Source organism: Microbacterium endophyticum (genome assembly GCF_011047135.1).
Taxonomy (GTDB): domain Bacteria; phylum Actinomycetota; class Actinomycetes; order Actinomycetales; family Microbacteriaceae; genus Microbacterium; species Microbacterium endophyticum.
Genome location: NZ_CP049255.1, coordinates 2,484,541 through 2,500,041, shown reverse-complemented (window position 1 = coordinate 2,500,041; position 15,501 = coordinate 2,484,541). Strand labels below are relative to the sequence as shown.

At 61.6% G+C, this 15,501-nt stretch carries 13 protein-coding genes; 4 read left to right on the top strand and 9 right to left on the bottom strand.

Annotated features, from left to right (window positions below):
• Positions 1-18: 18 nt before the first annotated feature.
• The 3 genes from mfd to G6N83_RS11635 form a co-directional block, all read right to left on the bottom strand.
• Positions 19-3,642 carry a transcription-repair coupling factor gene (gene mfd / locus G6N83_RS11645; RefSeq protein ID WP_165142239.1) on the bottom strand — a complete coding sequence of 1,208 codons (3,624 nt, stop codon included), beginning with the start codon at positions 3,640-3,642 and terminating at the stop codon, positions 19-21.
• A 46-nt stretch (positions 3,643-3,688) separates the two neighbouring features.
• Entirely contained in the window at positions 3,689-4,270 is a 582-nt protein-coding gene (pth, locus tag G6N83_RS11640; RefSeq protein WP_165142237.1) for an aminoacyl-tRNA hydrolase, read from the bottom strand.
• 68 nt (positions 4,271-4,338) lie between these two features.
• Positions 4,339-4,971 (bottom strand): 50S ribosomal protein L25/general stress protein Ctc, encoded by a 633-nt coding sequence (locus G6N83_RS11635; RefSeq protein ID WP_165142235.1) that lies wholly within the window; start codon positions 4,969-4,971, stop codon positions 4,339-4,341.
• Positions 4,972-5,190: 219 nt separating this feature from the next.
• Here G6N83_RS11635 and G6N83_RS13950 point away from each other — a divergent pair, with 219 nt between their 5' ends.
• Together G6N83_RS13950 and gndA are read left to right on the top strand one after the other, a co-directional pair.
• Positions 5,191-5,313, top strand: a complete 123-nt coding sequence (locus G6N83_RS13950) for a hypothetical protein (RefSeq protein ID WP_260149054.1) — start codon at positions 5,191-5,193, stop codon at positions 5,311-5,313.
• A 137-nt stretch (positions 5,314-5,450) separates the two neighbouring features.
• Positions 5,451-6,854, top strand: coding sequence for an NADP-dependent phosphogluconate dehydrogenase (gene gndA / locus G6N83_RS11630; protein ID WP_241246346.1), 1,404 nt, complete (start codon positions 5,451-5,453; stop codon positions 6,852-6,854).
• A gap of 53 nt (positions 6,855-6,907) precedes the next feature.
• Here gndA and G6N83_RS11625 read toward each other — a convergent pair whose 3' ends face one another.
• The 3 genes from G6N83_RS11625 to G6N83_RS11615 all read right to left on the bottom strand — a co-directional run bounded on the left by G6N83_RS11625 (position 6,908) and on the right by G6N83_RS11615 (position 10,178).
• A complete protein-coding gene (locus G6N83_RS11625) occupies positions 6,908-7,921 on the bottom strand; it encodes a magnesium and cobalt transport protein CorA (RefSeq protein ID WP_165142231.1) in 1,014 nt (337 codons plus the stop codon).
• 63 nt (positions 7,922-7,984) lie between these two features.
• Positions 7,985-8,680, bottom strand: a complete 696-nt coding sequence (locus G6N83_RS11620) for an ABC transporter ATP-binding protein (protein WP_165142229.1) — start codon at positions 8,678-8,680, stop codon at positions 7,985-7,987.
• A gap of 31 nt (positions 8,681-8,711) precedes the next feature.
• Positions 8,712-10,178: an ABC transporter permease gene (locus tag G6N83_RS11615; protein ID WP_165142227.1), complete on the bottom strand. Its 1,467-nt coding sequence runs from the start codon at positions 10,176-10,178 to the stop codon at positions 8,712-8,714.
• Positions 10,179-10,358: 180 nt separating this feature from the next.
• Here G6N83_RS11615 and G6N83_RS11610 point away from each other — a divergent pair, with 180 nt between their 5' ends.
• Entirely contained in the window at positions 10,359-11,093 is a 735-nt protein-coding gene (locus G6N83_RS11610) for a response regulator transcription factor (protein ID WP_165142225.1), read from the top strand.
• A 53-nt stretch (positions 11,094-11,146) separates the two neighbouring features.
• On the top strand, positions 11,147-12,574 hold the full coding sequence (locus G6N83_RS11605; protein WP_165142223.1) for a sensor histidine kinase: 1,428 nt from the start codon (positions 11,147-11,149) through the stop codon (positions 12,572-12,574).
• On the opposite strand, the gene G6N83_RS11600 is transcribed toward G6N83_RS11605, so the two are convergent.
• The 3 genes from G6N83_RS11600 to G6N83_RS11590 are packed head-to-tail and all read right to left on the bottom strand — an operon-like array spanning position 12,568 to position 15,475.
• Positions 12,568-14,136: an FAD-dependent oxidoreductase gene (locus tag G6N83_RS11600; protein WP_165142221.1), complete on the bottom strand. Its 1,569-nt coding sequence runs from the start codon at positions 14,134-14,136 to the stop codon at positions 12,568-12,570. The two genes, G6N83_RS11605 and G6N83_RS11600, sit on opposite strands and share 7 nt — an antisense overlap.
• A complete protein-coding gene (locus tag G6N83_RS11595) occupies positions 14,133-14,984 on the bottom strand; it encodes an FAD:protein FMN transferase (RefSeq protein ID WP_165143425.1) in 852 nt (283 codons plus the stop codon). The genes G6N83_RS11600 and G6N83_RS11595 overlap by 4 nt, the downstream gene beginning before the upstream one ends.
• Before the next feature lie 20 nt (positions 14,985-15,004).
• Positions 15,005-15,475, bottom strand: a complete 471-nt coding sequence (locus G6N83_RS11590; RefSeq protein ID WP_165142219.1) for an FMN-binding protein — start codon at positions 15,473-15,475, stop codon at positions 15,005-15,007.
• Between the last annotated feature and the right edge of the window lie 26 nt (positions 15,476-15,501).

Sequence of the window (15,501 nt, the reverse complement as noted above, 5' to 3'; positions counted from 1 at the left end):
ACGAACCGGTAGGGGCTCCTAGGCGGAAGTCGCCTTGGCGCCCCCATCGGACGTCGGCTGCGGCGCACTCTCAGCGACCGGAGCCGGGAAAAGCTGATCAAGGAGCGTTGCCACCCACTGCAACAGGGCGGCATCCGATACCGCTCCGTCAGAGGCCGTCGGTAGCGGCACGACCATCGCGTCTCCGCCTGAAATCAACTTCGCTTTGGGGTAAAGGCGCTGCAACCGAATGCGCATGGAATCCGCCAAATGCGCGGGCGCAATGCGTAAGTTGGGCCCCATAGCGACGACGTCAGCGAGACCTGCACGCGCGGCACGACGGCGGAGTTGGGCGACTGCGACAAGGCCGTCGACATCGGCGGGCGGCTCGCCATAGCGGTCGCGGAGTTCATCAATGACGGCATCCAGCGCATCGTCTTTGGCGGTTGCGGATGCCGCAGCGGAGAGCTTCTGGTACGCCTCAAGGCGCAGCCGCTCGCTGTCGATGTATGACTCGGGAATACGCGCTTGTACCGGCAACTCCAACCGCAGTTCGGCCGGCCCCTCGGTGTCATCGCCCCGGAAAGCCGACACTGCCTCACCGATCATGCGCAAGTACAGGTCGAAACCGACCCCGGCGATGTGGCCCGCCTGCTCAGCCCCGAGAAGGTTTCCAGCGCCACGCAACTCGAGGTCTTTCAGCGCAACCTGCATTCCGCTTCCGAGTTCATTGTTGACCGCGATGGTCTCGAGGCGGTCTGCCGCGGTCTCAGACAGCGGCTTCACGTCGTCGTAGAGGAAGTAGGCATAGGCACGCTCGCGAGCGCGCCCCACCCGCCCACGCAACTGGTGCAGCTGAGAGAGTCCGTATTTGTCGGCACGATCGATGATGATCGTGTTGGCATTCGAGATGTCGAGGCCCGTTTCGACGATCGTGGTCGACACCAAAACGTCAGCACGACGCTCCCAGAAGTCGTCAACAACCTGCTCGAGCGCGTGCTCCCCCATCTGACCGTGAGCGACCGCGACACGGGCCTCCGGAATAAGTTCCGCCAGATGGGCTGCCACGCGCTGAATGGACTGCACGCGGTTGTGTACGTAGAAAACCTGCCCCTCGCGGAGGAGTTCTCGCCGGATAGCTGCCGCGATCTGCTTGTCGTTGCGTGGTCCGACGTACGACAAAATCGGATGCCGGTCCTCCGGTGGAGTCTGGAGCGTCGACATCTCGCGGATCCCCGTGACAGCCATCTCGAGCGTGCGCGGAATCGGCGTCGCGCTCATCGAGAGGATGTCGACGTTGGTCTTGAGCTTTTTCAGCGAGTCTTTGTGCTCAACGCCGAATCGCTGCTCCTCGTCGATGATCATGAGGCCGAGGTCTTTGAAGATGACCTTCTCAGTCAGGATGCGGTGTGTACCGATCACCATGTCGACGGTGCCATCGGTGATGCCCGCGAGCGTCTCACGCGCCTGCTTGTCGGTTTGGAATCGCGACAGCGCATGCACCTTGACCGGGAAACCGGCAAAGCGTTCGGTGAATGTCTCAAGGTGCTGTTTCACGAGCAGCGTCGTCGGCACAAGCATGGCAACTTGCTTGCCATCCTGGATCGCTTTGAACGCGGCACGAACGGCAACCTCGGTCTTGCCGAAACCGACATCACCCGAAAGCAGCCGGTCCATGGGAATCGGTTTCTCCATGTCTGCTTTGATCTCATCGATCGTCTGCAACTGGTCTGGGGTCTCCGCGAACGGAAAAGCTTCTTCGAGTTCGCGCTGCCACGGAGTGTCGGGGCCGAATGCGTATCCCTTCGACGCCATGCGCGCCGAATAGAGCTTGACGAGCTCAACGGCAATGTCTCGCACGGCCTTCCGCGCACGACCCTTGGCCTGCGCCCAGTCGCTGCCGCCCATTTTTGAGAGCGTCGGAGTTTCGCCGCCGACGTAGCGAGAGAGTAGATCGAGCTGATCGGTCGGAACGAAAAGCTTGTCGCCGGGATAGCCGCGCTTGGTCGGCGCATACTCGAGCAGCAGATACTCCCGCTTGCTTTTGACAGGGTTGCGCCCGCCACTGGACACTTCACGCTGCACGAGCTCGACGAACTTTCCAATGCCGTGGGTGGCGTGCACCACCACGTCACCGGGCTTCAGCTGCATCGGGTCAACGACATTGCGACGACGCGAAGCGAGCTTCTTCACGACCCGCTGATCGCTGCCGATCGTCCGCCCGTAGAACTCCGTCTCGGTCAACACCGCGAACTGCGCCGCCGGCGCTTCGAATCCCCGCTCTAGAGCTGCGGGAACAACAAGTACGACTCCCACCGGTGGCGCCGCATCGATGTCGTCAACGCGACGTGCGGCCACACCACGTTCAGCGAGCACATCGCGTGCTCTGTCGGCGAGCCCGACTCCTGATGCCGCGACAACGACGCTCCAGCCGTCAGCGACGAGGCGCGCGACATGGTCGATGGCGCCATCAACCATCCCCTGAAAAGAGGGAACAGCGTTCGCCGCGATACGCACAACATCGTCACCGGCGGTGAGTCCCTCATCTGCGGCGTCTGCAGCGCCGGAATCAAAGGCACTAAAAGTCCACCATGCGCCATGACGGTCGTGGACAGCTTCCTTCAATTCTCCCAGCGTGACGAAGTCGCCAGAGCCGAGGTCAACGGGACTCTCACCGCCCGCGGTCGCCACTGACCACGCTGCCTCCAAGAATTCACGGTTCGTGTCGCCAAGGGTCTTGGCACGCGATGCGGCACGGACGGGGTCGACAAGCGCAATCGCGGCACCGTCAGGTAGGTAATCCGCGAGAGTCACAAGCCGGTCAGCAAGCACGGGAAGGAGCGATTCCATACCCTCTACCGGGATGCCTTCACTCATCTTCTCAAGCATGCCTCGCACGCCGGGAAATCTGTCTTGAAGCTCCAGTGCGCGGGTGCGGACGGCGTCCGTCAGAAGGAGCTCGCGGCTCGGGAGAAAGTCGACTTCGGTGATCTCTTCGGGGAGCGATCGCTGATCGGCCACCGAAAACGAACGAATCTGATCTACCTCGTCACCGAAAAACTCCACACGATAGGGGTGGTCAGCAATGGGCGGGAACACATCGAGAATGCCGCCGCGCACTGCGAATTCTCCCCGCCGAGAGACCATGTCAACCCTGAGGTACGCGCGCTCGACGAGGGCAGCGCTGATTTCACCGAGGTCGTAACCGCGTGCGCCTCTGCGAACACGAAGACTCGCTACATCCGCAAGCCCCGCCGCGAGCGGCTGAAGCGCGCCGCGAACCGACGAAGTTACGACGAGCGGAGTGGTTCGATCCCACTCCGCGATTGCCCGGAGCGCCCAAAGTCGCCGCCCCACTGTCTCGGTGCTGGGGCTCAGCCGCTCATGCGGCAGCGTCTCCCATGCCGGGATGTGCAGCACTATGGCACCGGGAATCAGCGCTTGAATGGCAGGTCCTACCGCCTCGGCGCGTCGGCCCGTCGGAGTGATCGCGAGTACCGCTGGCACCCGCCCGTTCTCACGACGTTGCTGGAGGAGCGCCGCTATGAGCGGTGCATCGAGCCCGTCTACGAGCGAGAAGTCGGCATCAACTGATGCTGATTCCAGTGCCTCCCGGAAAGTATCTGTGGACGCGAGGGCGCGCGAAATCCCGGGAACTGTCACCGAATAAGTCTAGAGCGCCCCCGCGACACTCGGGGTCAGCGTTCCGTCACCGAGGCGCGTGGTGGCGTTGCTGGGCGGAAACGAGACCATCTTCGATGAGCTCTTCCACTGCATCCGCAGCGTCTGCGACCAGAGATGGGAGGGCGCTGCGTTCCGTCGTTCCGAAGGGGTCGAGAACCCAATCGGCCGCATCCATCCGCCCCGGAGGGCGCCCGATGCCTACTCGCACGCGCGGAAAATCGGGCGTTCCCAGTGCTTTCGCGACATCGCGAACGCCGTTGTGTCCACCGTGCCCACCGCCGACCTTCAGCTTGATCGTGTCGAAAGGAATGTCGAGCTCGTCGTGCACAACGATGACATGGTCGGGTGTCACCCCGTAAAACGCAGCGAGTGCGGCAGCGGGTCCGCCTGAGACATTCATGAACGTATTCGGCTTCGCAAGCACGAAGCGGTCACCGCCGGGACGAACCCAGCTCTCCGCGACGCGCGCGTTGGCCTTGTGTGCGCGGAGCTTCTCGCTCCGACGCGTGACCAGCTCGTCGATCACAAGTTGACCTATGTTGTGGCGTGTTTTTTCATACTGCGCGCCAGGGTTTCCGAGGCCGAGCACAATCCAGGTCGTCGCCATGACAGATCTCCTCCGACAAAAAGTGAGGGGGCGCGCATCGGCACCCCCTCACAATCGCAATGTCGTGACTATTCGGCAGCTTCAGCTGACTCTGCGGCCTGCTCAGCGGCAATCGCGGCATCTGCTTCGGCGATCTCGTCGATGTCGCCGTCGCCAGCGGGCGACGAGATTGCGACGATGAGAGTCTCGGGGTCGACCACGAGCACTGCACCGGACGGAAGCTTGATGTCTGCTGCGGTGATGTGCGCTCCGGCTTCGAGGCCCTCAACACTGACCTCAACCGACTGCGGGATGTGGGTAGCTTCTACCTCGAGCAGAACGGTGTTGGCGTCGACGTTCACGTTCATACCAGCAGCAGGCTCACCGGTGATGATGACAGGAATGTCAACCTCGACCTTTTCACCCTTGATGACGACGAGCAGGTCGATGTGCTCGATGATCTGGCGTACCGGGTCGCGCTGAATGTCTTTGACAAGCGCGAGAACCTGCGAGCCGTCAACCTCGATCTCGAGAACGACGTTCGCACGACGCACGATCAGCGCAGTCTCGTGGCCCGGGAGGGCAACGTGCACGGGGTCGGTGCCGTGTCCATAGATAACGGCGGGGATCTTGCCTGCAGCACGAAGGCGGCGGGCGAAGCCCTTGCCGAAGCTGTCGCGGAGTTCCGCGGTGATCTTGGTATCGGCGGACTTTGTCGCCATGATGATTCTCCTTGCGGGCACACGGGCCCGTATCGTCTGGGGTCTGGATTCGACTCGAACGCGAGTGCGTGAGGAAAGCCGTGAGCCTGCTTCACTGCGTCGATAACGGATGCATGGAGCATCCCTCGCCGAAGTACAGTGTGTGAGTCTACCAGCGTGCCGCCCGGGATACGTGCCCGCTACGATAAATAGCGCAACGACTTTGAAGGAGCCCTCATTATGGACGCCCAGCTTTCCTCTGACATCATGCTCGGCGTTGTCGGTTTAATCGCCGCCCTGGGGCTCGTCGGAACTGTCCTGGCCTTCTGGTCAATGGGTCGTCAGGCGTATCGCAAAGACTGACGTCGTCGCCGCAGGGCGCCTGACCTGCTCCTCTGTTCCTCACGACTTCTTGCAGGACAGACTTTTCGTATTTCAACCCCAAGGAGAACGAGTTGAGCGATAAAACAGCAAACATCGGTGTTGTCGGACTGGCGGTGATGGGCTCAAATCTCGCCCGCAACCTCGCGAGCCGCGAAGGCAACACCGTTGCGGTCTACAACCGCAGCCACGACAAGACCGAGCACCTCGTCTCCGCGCACCCCGAAGCGGGCTTCATCCCGACGGCTTCTTACGAAGAGTTCGCTGCGAGCCTGTCTCAGCCACGCACCGCCATCATCATGGTGAAAGCCGGCCGCGGAACAGACGCCGTCATTGAAGAGCTCGTACAGGTTTTCGAGCCGGGCGACATCATCGTCGACGGCGGCAACGCGCTCTTCACCGACACGATCCGCCGCGAGAAGGCAGTACGCGACACCGGCATCAACTTCGTCGGTATGGGAGTTTCCGGCGGCGAAGAAGGCGCGCTGCTCGGCCCGTCGATCATGCCCGGAGGCTCCGACGAGTCCTGGGTGACCCTCGGACCGATCCTGAAGTCCATCGCGGCGGTCGCCGAAGGCGAACCATGCGTCACGCACATCGGACACGACGGCGCTGGCCACTTCGTCAAGATGGTTCACAATGGCATCGAATACGCCGACATGCAGCTCATCGCGGAAGCGTATGACCTGATCCGTCGCGGAACCGGCAAGTCACCAGCAGAGATCGCTGACGTGTTCGCGGAGTGGAACAGCGGCGAACTCGAGTCGTACCTCATCGAGATCACCGCGGAGGTACTTCGTCAGGTAGACGCTGAAACCGAAAAGCCGCTCGTCGACATCATCGTTGACCAGGCTGGGGCCAAGGGAACCGGCGCATGGACAGTGCAGACCGCGCTCGATCTCGGCGTTCCGGTATCTGGTATCGCCGAAGCAACATTTGCCCGCTCGCTCTCGAGCCACGCCGAACAGCGTGCAGTATCTCGTGAGCTCCCTGGGCCCGCTCAGACGCTCACGGTAGACGACGCCGATAGCTTCATCGAAGATGTGCGCCTTGCGCTGTTCGCTTCCAAGATCGTGGCGTACTCGCAGGGCTTCGATGAGATTCGTGCCGGTGCGGGTGCATACAACTGGAACATCGACCTCGGCGCGGTATCGAAGATCTGGCGTGGTGGCTGCATCATCCGCGCTCAGTTCCTCAATCGCATCGCTGACGCGTACAGCGATGCGCCCGAGCTGCCCGTCCTGCTGACAGCGCCGTACTTTGTAGAAGCGCTCGGTCGCGCTCAGGATGCCTGGCGTCGAATTGTCTCGATCTCCGCCGCCGCGGGGCTTCCCGCCCCCGCGTTCTCATCGTCACTCGCGTACTACGACGGATTGCGCGCCGAGCGCCTGCCTGCTGCCCTGATTCAGGGCCAGCGCGATTTCTTTGGCGCGCACACGTACAAGCGAATCGACAAGGAAGGCACCTTCCACACGCTGTGGTCGGGAGATCGCACCGAAATCGAAGCTGAAGACACGCACTGACGGTCTGAAAAAACGAGGGTGGCCCGGTACATGTGCCGGGCCACCCTCGTTTTTCATAACCACTGTTTGCGCTTGAAGATCGTGTACAGCGTGATGCTGGTTCCGAGCATGAGGGCGATTGCCATCGGATAGCCGTAGGTCCAATGCAACTCCGGCATGTTGTTGAAGTTCATTCCATAAACAGTTCCGACGAGGGTTGGGGCGAACAAGATCGCCGCCCAACTCGACACCTTCTTCACCTGGTCGTTTTGCTCGAGACTAATCTCGGTCATCCGCCGCATTTGCACGCTGTTTTCTTGTTCAACCAAGATCGCGTTAACCTGCAGCGCAGATTCGAGCGCATGGCGGAAAGCTTGAGTACGTTCGACCATGTGGCGTGCTCGATCGGCCAGATCGCCCAGAATCGGCGCGCGCGTGATGTGCGCTCGCTCCATCGCGATTCGCTCGAGGTCTTCGAGAATTCCTGGCAGTTCCGATGTCGCGTGCTGCAGATCGATCACTTCTCGCTGGAGAGCGAATATCCGCTTTGACACATGCGGGTCTGTCGACGACAGCTGCTCTTCGATCTCGTCGATGTCGTGCTCGATGCCGTCGAGTACGGGGTGATAGTGACCGATGACCTCATCGATTATCGCGGTCAAGGCGGCTATCGGCCCCCGCTCCAGGTATTCGGGACGGCCGGCTAACCGCTCACGCGCAGCCGAGATGTCGACTGCGCTGCTGTGCTGCACCGTGACGATGTCATGCACGCCCGCGAACACGTCGACTTCGGCGCACGACACCATCTCGGAGGCATCGTCGTATCGTGCCGGTTGCAGCGCAACGAAGATCTTGTCATCCGATGCGGCGAGCTTCGTTCGCTGGCCAGGGCGCAAGACCCCTTCGGTGAGAAGCGGGTGCATATCGAGCAACGACAGCGCTTCGTCGAGCTCTGTCTGATCGGGATCGAGTAGAGACACCCACGCCATTCCGTTCGAGGCTCGAGCCTCCGATATCGCGTCAGAAAGGGTCGTCGCATCCGCGATCTTTCGGCCGTCAGCATAAACCTCGGCGCTCAGCACACTCATTCCGCAAACGTAATGCAGCAATGGGTGCGGACAGCACCGCCGTCCGCACCCAATGCTGAGCGTTCACTTTGTGATGTCGCGCACAGTCCCCTTCTCGAGACGAAGTCGGCGCTTCGCGCGCCGTGCAACGGCTGAGTCATGCGTCACCATGATGAGTGTGAGCCCCTCAGCGTTGAGCTCTTCGAGGACCACGAGAATCTCGTCGCGCATGCTCTCATCGAGGTTTCCCGTTGGTTCATCCGCAAGAAGAACGCGCGGCCGCTTTGCAATAGCGCGTGCGATGGCGACACGCTGCTGCTGGCCACCTGAAAGCTCTCCCGGTCGATGATCGCCGCGCTCTTCGAGGCCGACGCGCAAGAGCGCTTCCGCAACCCGCTTCGCGCGTTCTTCTTTATCCAGGCCCAGGGGCTCAAGGCCCATATCCACGTTTTCCGAAGCCGTGAGCGTGGGAATGAGGTTGAAGCCCTGAAAGACGAATCCAATCTCGTGCGCGCGCACTTTTCCGAGGTCGGCGTTCGACGCTTTGGCGATATCCGTATCGCCCAGCAGCACCTCGCCTTTCGTCGGTCGCTCGAGCGCTCCGAGCAACTGAAGGAATGTTGACTTTCCACCGCCCGTCGGACCCTGAATGGTCACGAAATCGCCCTGAGCGATGTCGATGTCAACGCCCGTCAGTGCGTTTACGACACGCCCCTTCTGCTGGTAGGTCTTCGTGACGCCTTTAATCCGGTAGGCGCTTGCGGTGTCTACGATGCTCATGCCTGTCTCCTGTTCTGAACTATCACGGCGCTTAGCCGACTGACCGAAGTGCCTCAGCAGGGCTGAGGCGGGATGCGCGCCAGCCGCCGAAGGCTCCCGCGACCAGCCCACCAACGATCGAGAGTCCGATCGCGATGAGAATCATGGTGATCGAGATGGGAGCGCTGAGGACGATGTCCGCTGAACTTGTTGCAGCATCCATTCCTGGCATTCCACCGCCACCCGGGGCACCCATACCGCCCATGCCACCGGTATCGGCGGTTGATGACGTCGAGATGGTCGGCCCGATGATGTTGATAGCAACAACGCCAGCGAGGCCAATGGCAAGACCCACAACGCCACCGATGAGGCCCTGCACCACCGATTCACCGGCAACCTGGCCGACAACCCGACGATTCGACCAACCGATGGCCTTCAGCGTTCCGAACTCTCGCGTACGTCGCGAGACTCCTGAGATCGTGAAGAGCACCGCGAGGGCTACCGCAACGATCAGGAGGATCACTGAGAGCCACGTTCCAAGGTTGGTGATGAGCGATGAAGCGCTCGACAGCGAGCTTGACACCGTCGAAGCCAAGTCAGATTGCGAGCTGACGGTGGCATCGGGCAGCGCCGACTCGATCTCGCTCTGGACTGCGCCGATGCTGTCAGAAGAATCCGCTTGCACGTAGATGGTTGAGATGACATCTTCCACGCCTGCCAAGCTCTGTGCGACGTCGATGGGAATGTAGACGTTCGCCGCGGTGTCGGCCTCGTCCGAAGTCGATGTCACGAGCCCAACGATCTCCATGTCGCTACCGCCGACGTCGATCGTGTCACCGACCGCGAGTTCGTTCGTCGTGGCATACGTCGAGTCCAAAAGCGCGACGTTCTCGCCGGCATCCGACTCACTGAGCAGGCGTCCGTCCGAGACTTCGACCGCCGAGAGCGGCCCGACTTCGGTGTCGGCAGATTCGATGCCGAGAACCGTGAACGAGTCGACGTTGAAGGCACTCCCGCCGTCGCCGCCGGGTCCGCCCGTTCCGCCTTCGGCAGCATCACCGGGAGGCCCACCCGCTGTGTCGCCGTTCTGCGACATATCGGGAATCTCACCGTCGAAGGTGATGTTCGTGAGGCTGAGAGCTCCAGAGGCCGCCGACACACCGTCGAGCTCGCTCACTGTATTTACTGTTGTGGCGTCCAGCGTGCCACGCTGCATGTCGGTCGACAGACGCGACTGGCTGAGAGTCGTTGTGCCGTCTGATGTTTCGCCGTCATCCCCACCGAACTCGAACTGCCCGCGGTCTCCCGGCTCCCCCGGTTCCGACTGCGCGCCGCTCACGGTGAGGTCGGTGCCGACACCATAGACAGATTGCAACGCCGTGGCCTGCGCGTTGCTAACTCCCGTCGATAGTGAATTCACGATGATGACGAGCGCGATCGCAATTGCGAGTCCCGCCGCCACGATGGCTGTTTGTTTCTTGCGACCCGCTAATTCTCGCCGCAGATATGTCCAGTACATTCGTCTCCTCTCGGCCGCAGGGTCCGGCCATTTGAACCGAAGCTAGGAGTCGCGCTGATGGACCGTGCTTGAGGAACTTAAGAGAAAGCTATGTACGCGCAGTGATGCCCTAGAAAAACTCACAGGCTGCGCATAGCATCATCCATAGGAATCACATAGAACGCCGCACACAATCGGAGTATGACCACGATCGCACCCACCCACTCTCTCCGCCGGGCCGACGGCAGCGCGCCCCGCGTGCTTGTCGTCGACGATGAGCAGATGCTCACCGACCTCCTCTCCATGGCATTGCGCATGGAAGGGTGGGATGTGCGAACAGCCGGTTCAGGCTTTCAAGCTCTGCAGACAGCTCGCGAATTCCATCCCGACGCGATGGTGCTCGACATTATGATGCCCGACCTCGACGGCATGGCCGTCTTACAGCGGCTGCGTCAGTCCGGCGACGACGTCCCGGTGCTTTTCCTGACAGCTAAGGATGCTGTCGGTGATCGTGTTGCGGGTCTGACAGCCGGCGGTGACGACTACGTGACGAAGCCCTTCAGCCTTGAAGAGGTCGTAGCGCGCCTACGCGGCCTCATGCGGCGCGCCGGCACAGCAGAAGCGAGTGATGCTGAGCCGATCCTTCGGGTGGCAGACCTCAGCCTCAATGAAGACAGCCACGAAGTGGAACGAGCCGGAACTGAAATCGAGCTGACAGCTACCGAGTTCGAGTTGCTGCGCTACCTTATGCGCAACCAGCGACGAGTCGTCTCGAAGGCGCAGATTCTCGATCGGGTGTGGAACTACGATTTCGGTGGACGCTCAAGCGTCGTCGAACTCTATATCTCGTACCTACGGAAAAAGATCGACCAGGGCCATGACCCCCTCATCCACACTGTGCGTGGTGTGGGCTACATGATCAAGACACCGCAGTGACGTCTGCTAAAACCTCCACACGACGACGCAATTGGAGTCTTCAGGCTAGATTGATGACGGCCGTCGTGGGAATTGTCTCCCTCATCTTCGTGGGCGCCGGGCTTGCAACAGCCACGATTCTTGAGAGCATTCTGCAAGAAAACCTCAATACGCAAGTCGTCGAAGAGACCCCCGATCTGCGCCGAGTGACAGCAACCTCAACCGCGGCTGACGTTCTTGATACCGGACGTCAGACACAGGGGTACCTGCTGATATTGCAGGTACCGAGCGGACTTACCGGCGCATACGTCACGGAGGACGCCGACGTTGCTGAGCTCACTTCAGAGCAACTGAGTGTGGTCGTCGCGGCGCTCGATACGCCAGGTTTTGTGACGATTGATCTTCCAGAGCTTGGGGAATACCGCCTGGACTTTACAGGCTCCCCCTCAGGCCTTTTTGCCGCGTACGGCCTACCAACCTCCGAAGTCACATCGACGCTCGGCACGATCCTGACAAGTGTGACGCTCGTCACTGTCGGCGGCCTCATACTGCTCGGCGTAGTGATCGTGCTGGTTATTCGCCGAAGCCTCCGTCCGCTGCGGGCAGTCGCCGACACGGCACAGCGCGTTGCCCGGATGCCGCTCGCCGAAGGTTCCGTGCGTATTTCAGAGCGCGTGCCCCCTGAGCAATCCGACCCTCATACCGAAATCGGTAGTGTCGGTGATGCCCTCAACACTCTTCTCGATCACGTCGATGCTTCCCTTGAGGAGCGGCAGCGGAACGAAGAGCGCATGCGACGCTTTGTCGCCGATGCCAGCCATGAGCTGCGCACTCCCCTGGCTTCTATTCGCGGCTATTCCGAGCTTTCGCTCCGCGCGATTCACCAGGGAAACGGCGCGGAAGCCGTCGCCAACACCGAAACCTCGCTCGAGCGCATTCAGGCTCAGTCGCTACGAATGACGGCTCTCGTGGAAGATCTCCTCCTGCTCGCACGCCTCGAAGAGGGGCAAGAGCTCGTCTACGGCGCTGTCGATCTCAGCCGCTTGGCCATCGAAACCCTCGGTGACGCGCAGGCTGCCGGTCGTGACCACACGTGGGAAATCGAACTCGGTGACGAGCCCATCGTCGTCGCCGGTGATGAGCCACGTCTGCACCAGGTCGTGGTCAACCTGTTGGCGAATGCGCGCACGCACACGCCGGCGGGAACGACTGTCACTCTCTCGGTAGCCGGTGAAGGCACCGAGGCCGTCGTGCGCGTGCATGACAACGGTCCGGGCGTCGATCCCACGATCATGAACGAGCTCTTCGAACGGTTCGCGCGCGCCGACAGTTCACGGGCGCGAAAGACCGGTGGTACGGGTCTCGGCCTTTCGATCGCGCGAGCGATCGTCGATGCGCACAGCGGAAGCATCTCGGTGGCCTCAACTCCAGGTGACACGACCTTCACCGTCCGTTTGCCAGCGCGCCCAGATACACCCGCCGCGGCAGATCCCGCTCAGTAACCGCTGAAGGCATCCGTTGTGAGCCCCCGCGCTTTCCGAAGCGCGGGGGCAAGGTCTGCGATAAGTGCCGGTGGGCCCGAGATGAAAGCATGTCGGGCGGCGAGGTCCGGCACGGCGATCTCGAGGGACGCCGCGTCCAGGCGCTTTCCGCCTGTCCACTGCCAGGCCGCAGGAAGGTCGGCCGGCTGATCGGCGCTGTAGATGATCACAGGAATACCCGCAGCCTTCAGCTCGTCCCGGAAGGCGAGCTCAGCGCCGGTGCGCGCGACGTAGACCAGCACCACGTCTCGGCGTGGTCCAGCGAGACGCATTTGGCGCAGTTGAGAGATGAAGGGCGTGACACCGATTCCGGCCGCGACCATCAGCAGGGGTCGACTCGCATCCCGCGGAAGCACGAAGTCTCCCCACACGCCTGTGACAGCCAGTGCGTCGCCGGGCTCGACTTCACCGAGCGCTCGTTTGTAGGTGCTCTGGGGTCCGGTGCCGTCGCGATACGCGACGCGCACCTCCGGAAGATCTGCCGGAGCCGACACGATGCTGAACTCTCTTCGTGTCCCGCGCGCATCGGGGCGACGGTGCGGCACGTCGAGCTCGAGGTACTGACCCGCCGCAAAGGTGAGCGGACGGCGCGTGCGAAAGATGAGCTCGTGAGAGGTCGACGTCGGCATATCGCGTGCTACGAGGGTCAGCCGAATCGCGTGGCGCAGGCAGAACGCAAACGCGACAAGATTGCCGATCAAAAGCGCGCGTTCTTGCCCGAGCGTGAACGCACCAACGCTTATCGGCCACCCAGCAAGCACACCCACGACGATCGCCACGGTGTATTGCTGCCATCGGCGCGGTGGCATTGTGAGTGGCTCCGACAGCATGAATGCCCCAAGAAAGAGGAACGGCGATGCAGTGACGATCTGCGAAAGCTGCGCGCCGACATCGAACGCAAGCCCCGCGTCTTGAAGTTGATACGCCACGCGGCCGAACGAGACCACAGTTGCAACGACAAAGAACATCGCAACAACAGCAAGCTTCTCGATACGCGCCAACACGAGCATCCCGAGCAAGACCACTGGCCCGAAGAGAACCGGAGTCCCCACCCACCAGGCGGCACTGCCGAGGCCTACCTCGAACGGAAGGAAACTAGAGAGGATCGTCAAACTGGCGGCGCCGGTCGCAGCGGGGTTGAAAATATGCCGGCCACGCCATACCAACAGGTACTTTGATGCAGACGCTACGAGGGCCGCAAGGGCGATCCCGAGAAGTGCTGCTGGATCAAGCGTCGGACGCAGCACGAATAGCAGAATCAACGCGGTAATGAGCGACGATTCGATGCGCTGAGGCAGCCGCAGTATGCGCTGCGCCGCGGCATCAACTCCGACGCAGATGATCGATAGCACGGCGAGCGTCGCCAGCATCTCGAGCGGAGCGGGCACGACCAGTTCGAAGAACGAACCACCGAACGCGATGATGGCAAGAAGCCCCAGCGCGATCAGCACGAGACGATACATCGAGATGCGCCCGAGAGCTGCGTAAACGCGATTCCAGGAAGATACCAGCGCTGTCCTCATCGGAAAATCTCTGCCCTTCCACCGGGTGACCATTCCACCCGTCCGTCTGTTGTCATGCGTACCCAGTCAACGCCCCACGCGGCAGCAAGCTCTGGACCACCATCGAAGAACAGGGCTGTTGCTGCGGCATCCGCGTGCATGGCATCCGGATGCACAGCCCATGTTGCCGCAATAGTACGCACCGGAATGCCTGTACGGGCATCGAGAACGTGGTGCAGTCCATCACCCCATGATCTCCGGTTGGTCGCCGACGCGCACAGCGCCTCATCGTGAAGTTCGTACACTCCAACGACGCGCCGACTATCGAAGGGATGCTCGAGCCCCACACGTACCGGCGTCCCCTGCACAGCGAGGTCACCGCTCGCATCAACGATCACGGGGCCATCCACGCGGGCAACAACGTGGGCGAACACCAGATCGACGAGGCGGCCTTTTCCGAGCGCCCCGATGTCGATCATGGCCCCCGGCTCCGAGACCCGCAGGTGAGTCTCGTTCCAGGCCAGAATGTCTTCCCAAACCTCTGGTGCCGGTGCGGGCCCGCTGTCAACCAACGACATACGAGCGTCATACCCTCGCTGAGCGAGCGAGTGCCCCACCAGTGGGTTGACGGCACCAGCAGTTGCAGCGGTGAGTTCGCGGTAGACCGTCAACATGTCGTCAGCGTCAGCCGGGAGAGGGATGACGCCGCCGCCGTCGGCGAGAAGTGTCACAGCTGAGTCAGCACGAAACCGTGACCAGGTGAGGTCGAATTCAGCAATCAGGTCGCTAATCGCGGAACGCTCGTCGCGGGTGAGTGGGCGTGCTGTCTCGATCTCCCACTGTGTACCGATAGCGGCGAAGCGCCACATCGACGCTTCGCCATTCGCAATCACGCGGCTGCTTCGGACTTGATTTCTTCGATTGCCGAGTTGAATCCGGAGCTCGTGAGGGATGAGCCAGCGACTCGACTGACCGAGATATCGTCGATGTTTTTGCCCTCGACGACATCGGCGATCCCACCGATGAACTCGGACTGGTATTGCTGCGACTCGCGCGCTTGCGGATCGCCCGTGACCTCGACATCTGTGATGACGTTGTCTGCAAGGGTGACAGTCACACTGATCGTTTCGACGGACTCGGGCGTCTGGTAGGTGCCTTCCGCCGTATAGGTGCCGTCGCTATACGTCCCACTCGATGTGCTGGACCCCGCCGCAGCAGAGCTTTCTGGCGTAGCGGCCGCCGAATCGCTCGTTGCCGACGTGTCGGTAGTCGAGCAACCGGCGAGAGCGACGAGTCCGGCAACCGATGCCAGGGCAGCGGCGACGCGAACGGGTCGGGGCGCGATGGTGGAACGGATCATGGTCATCCTCCTGAGTAGTGAAAATC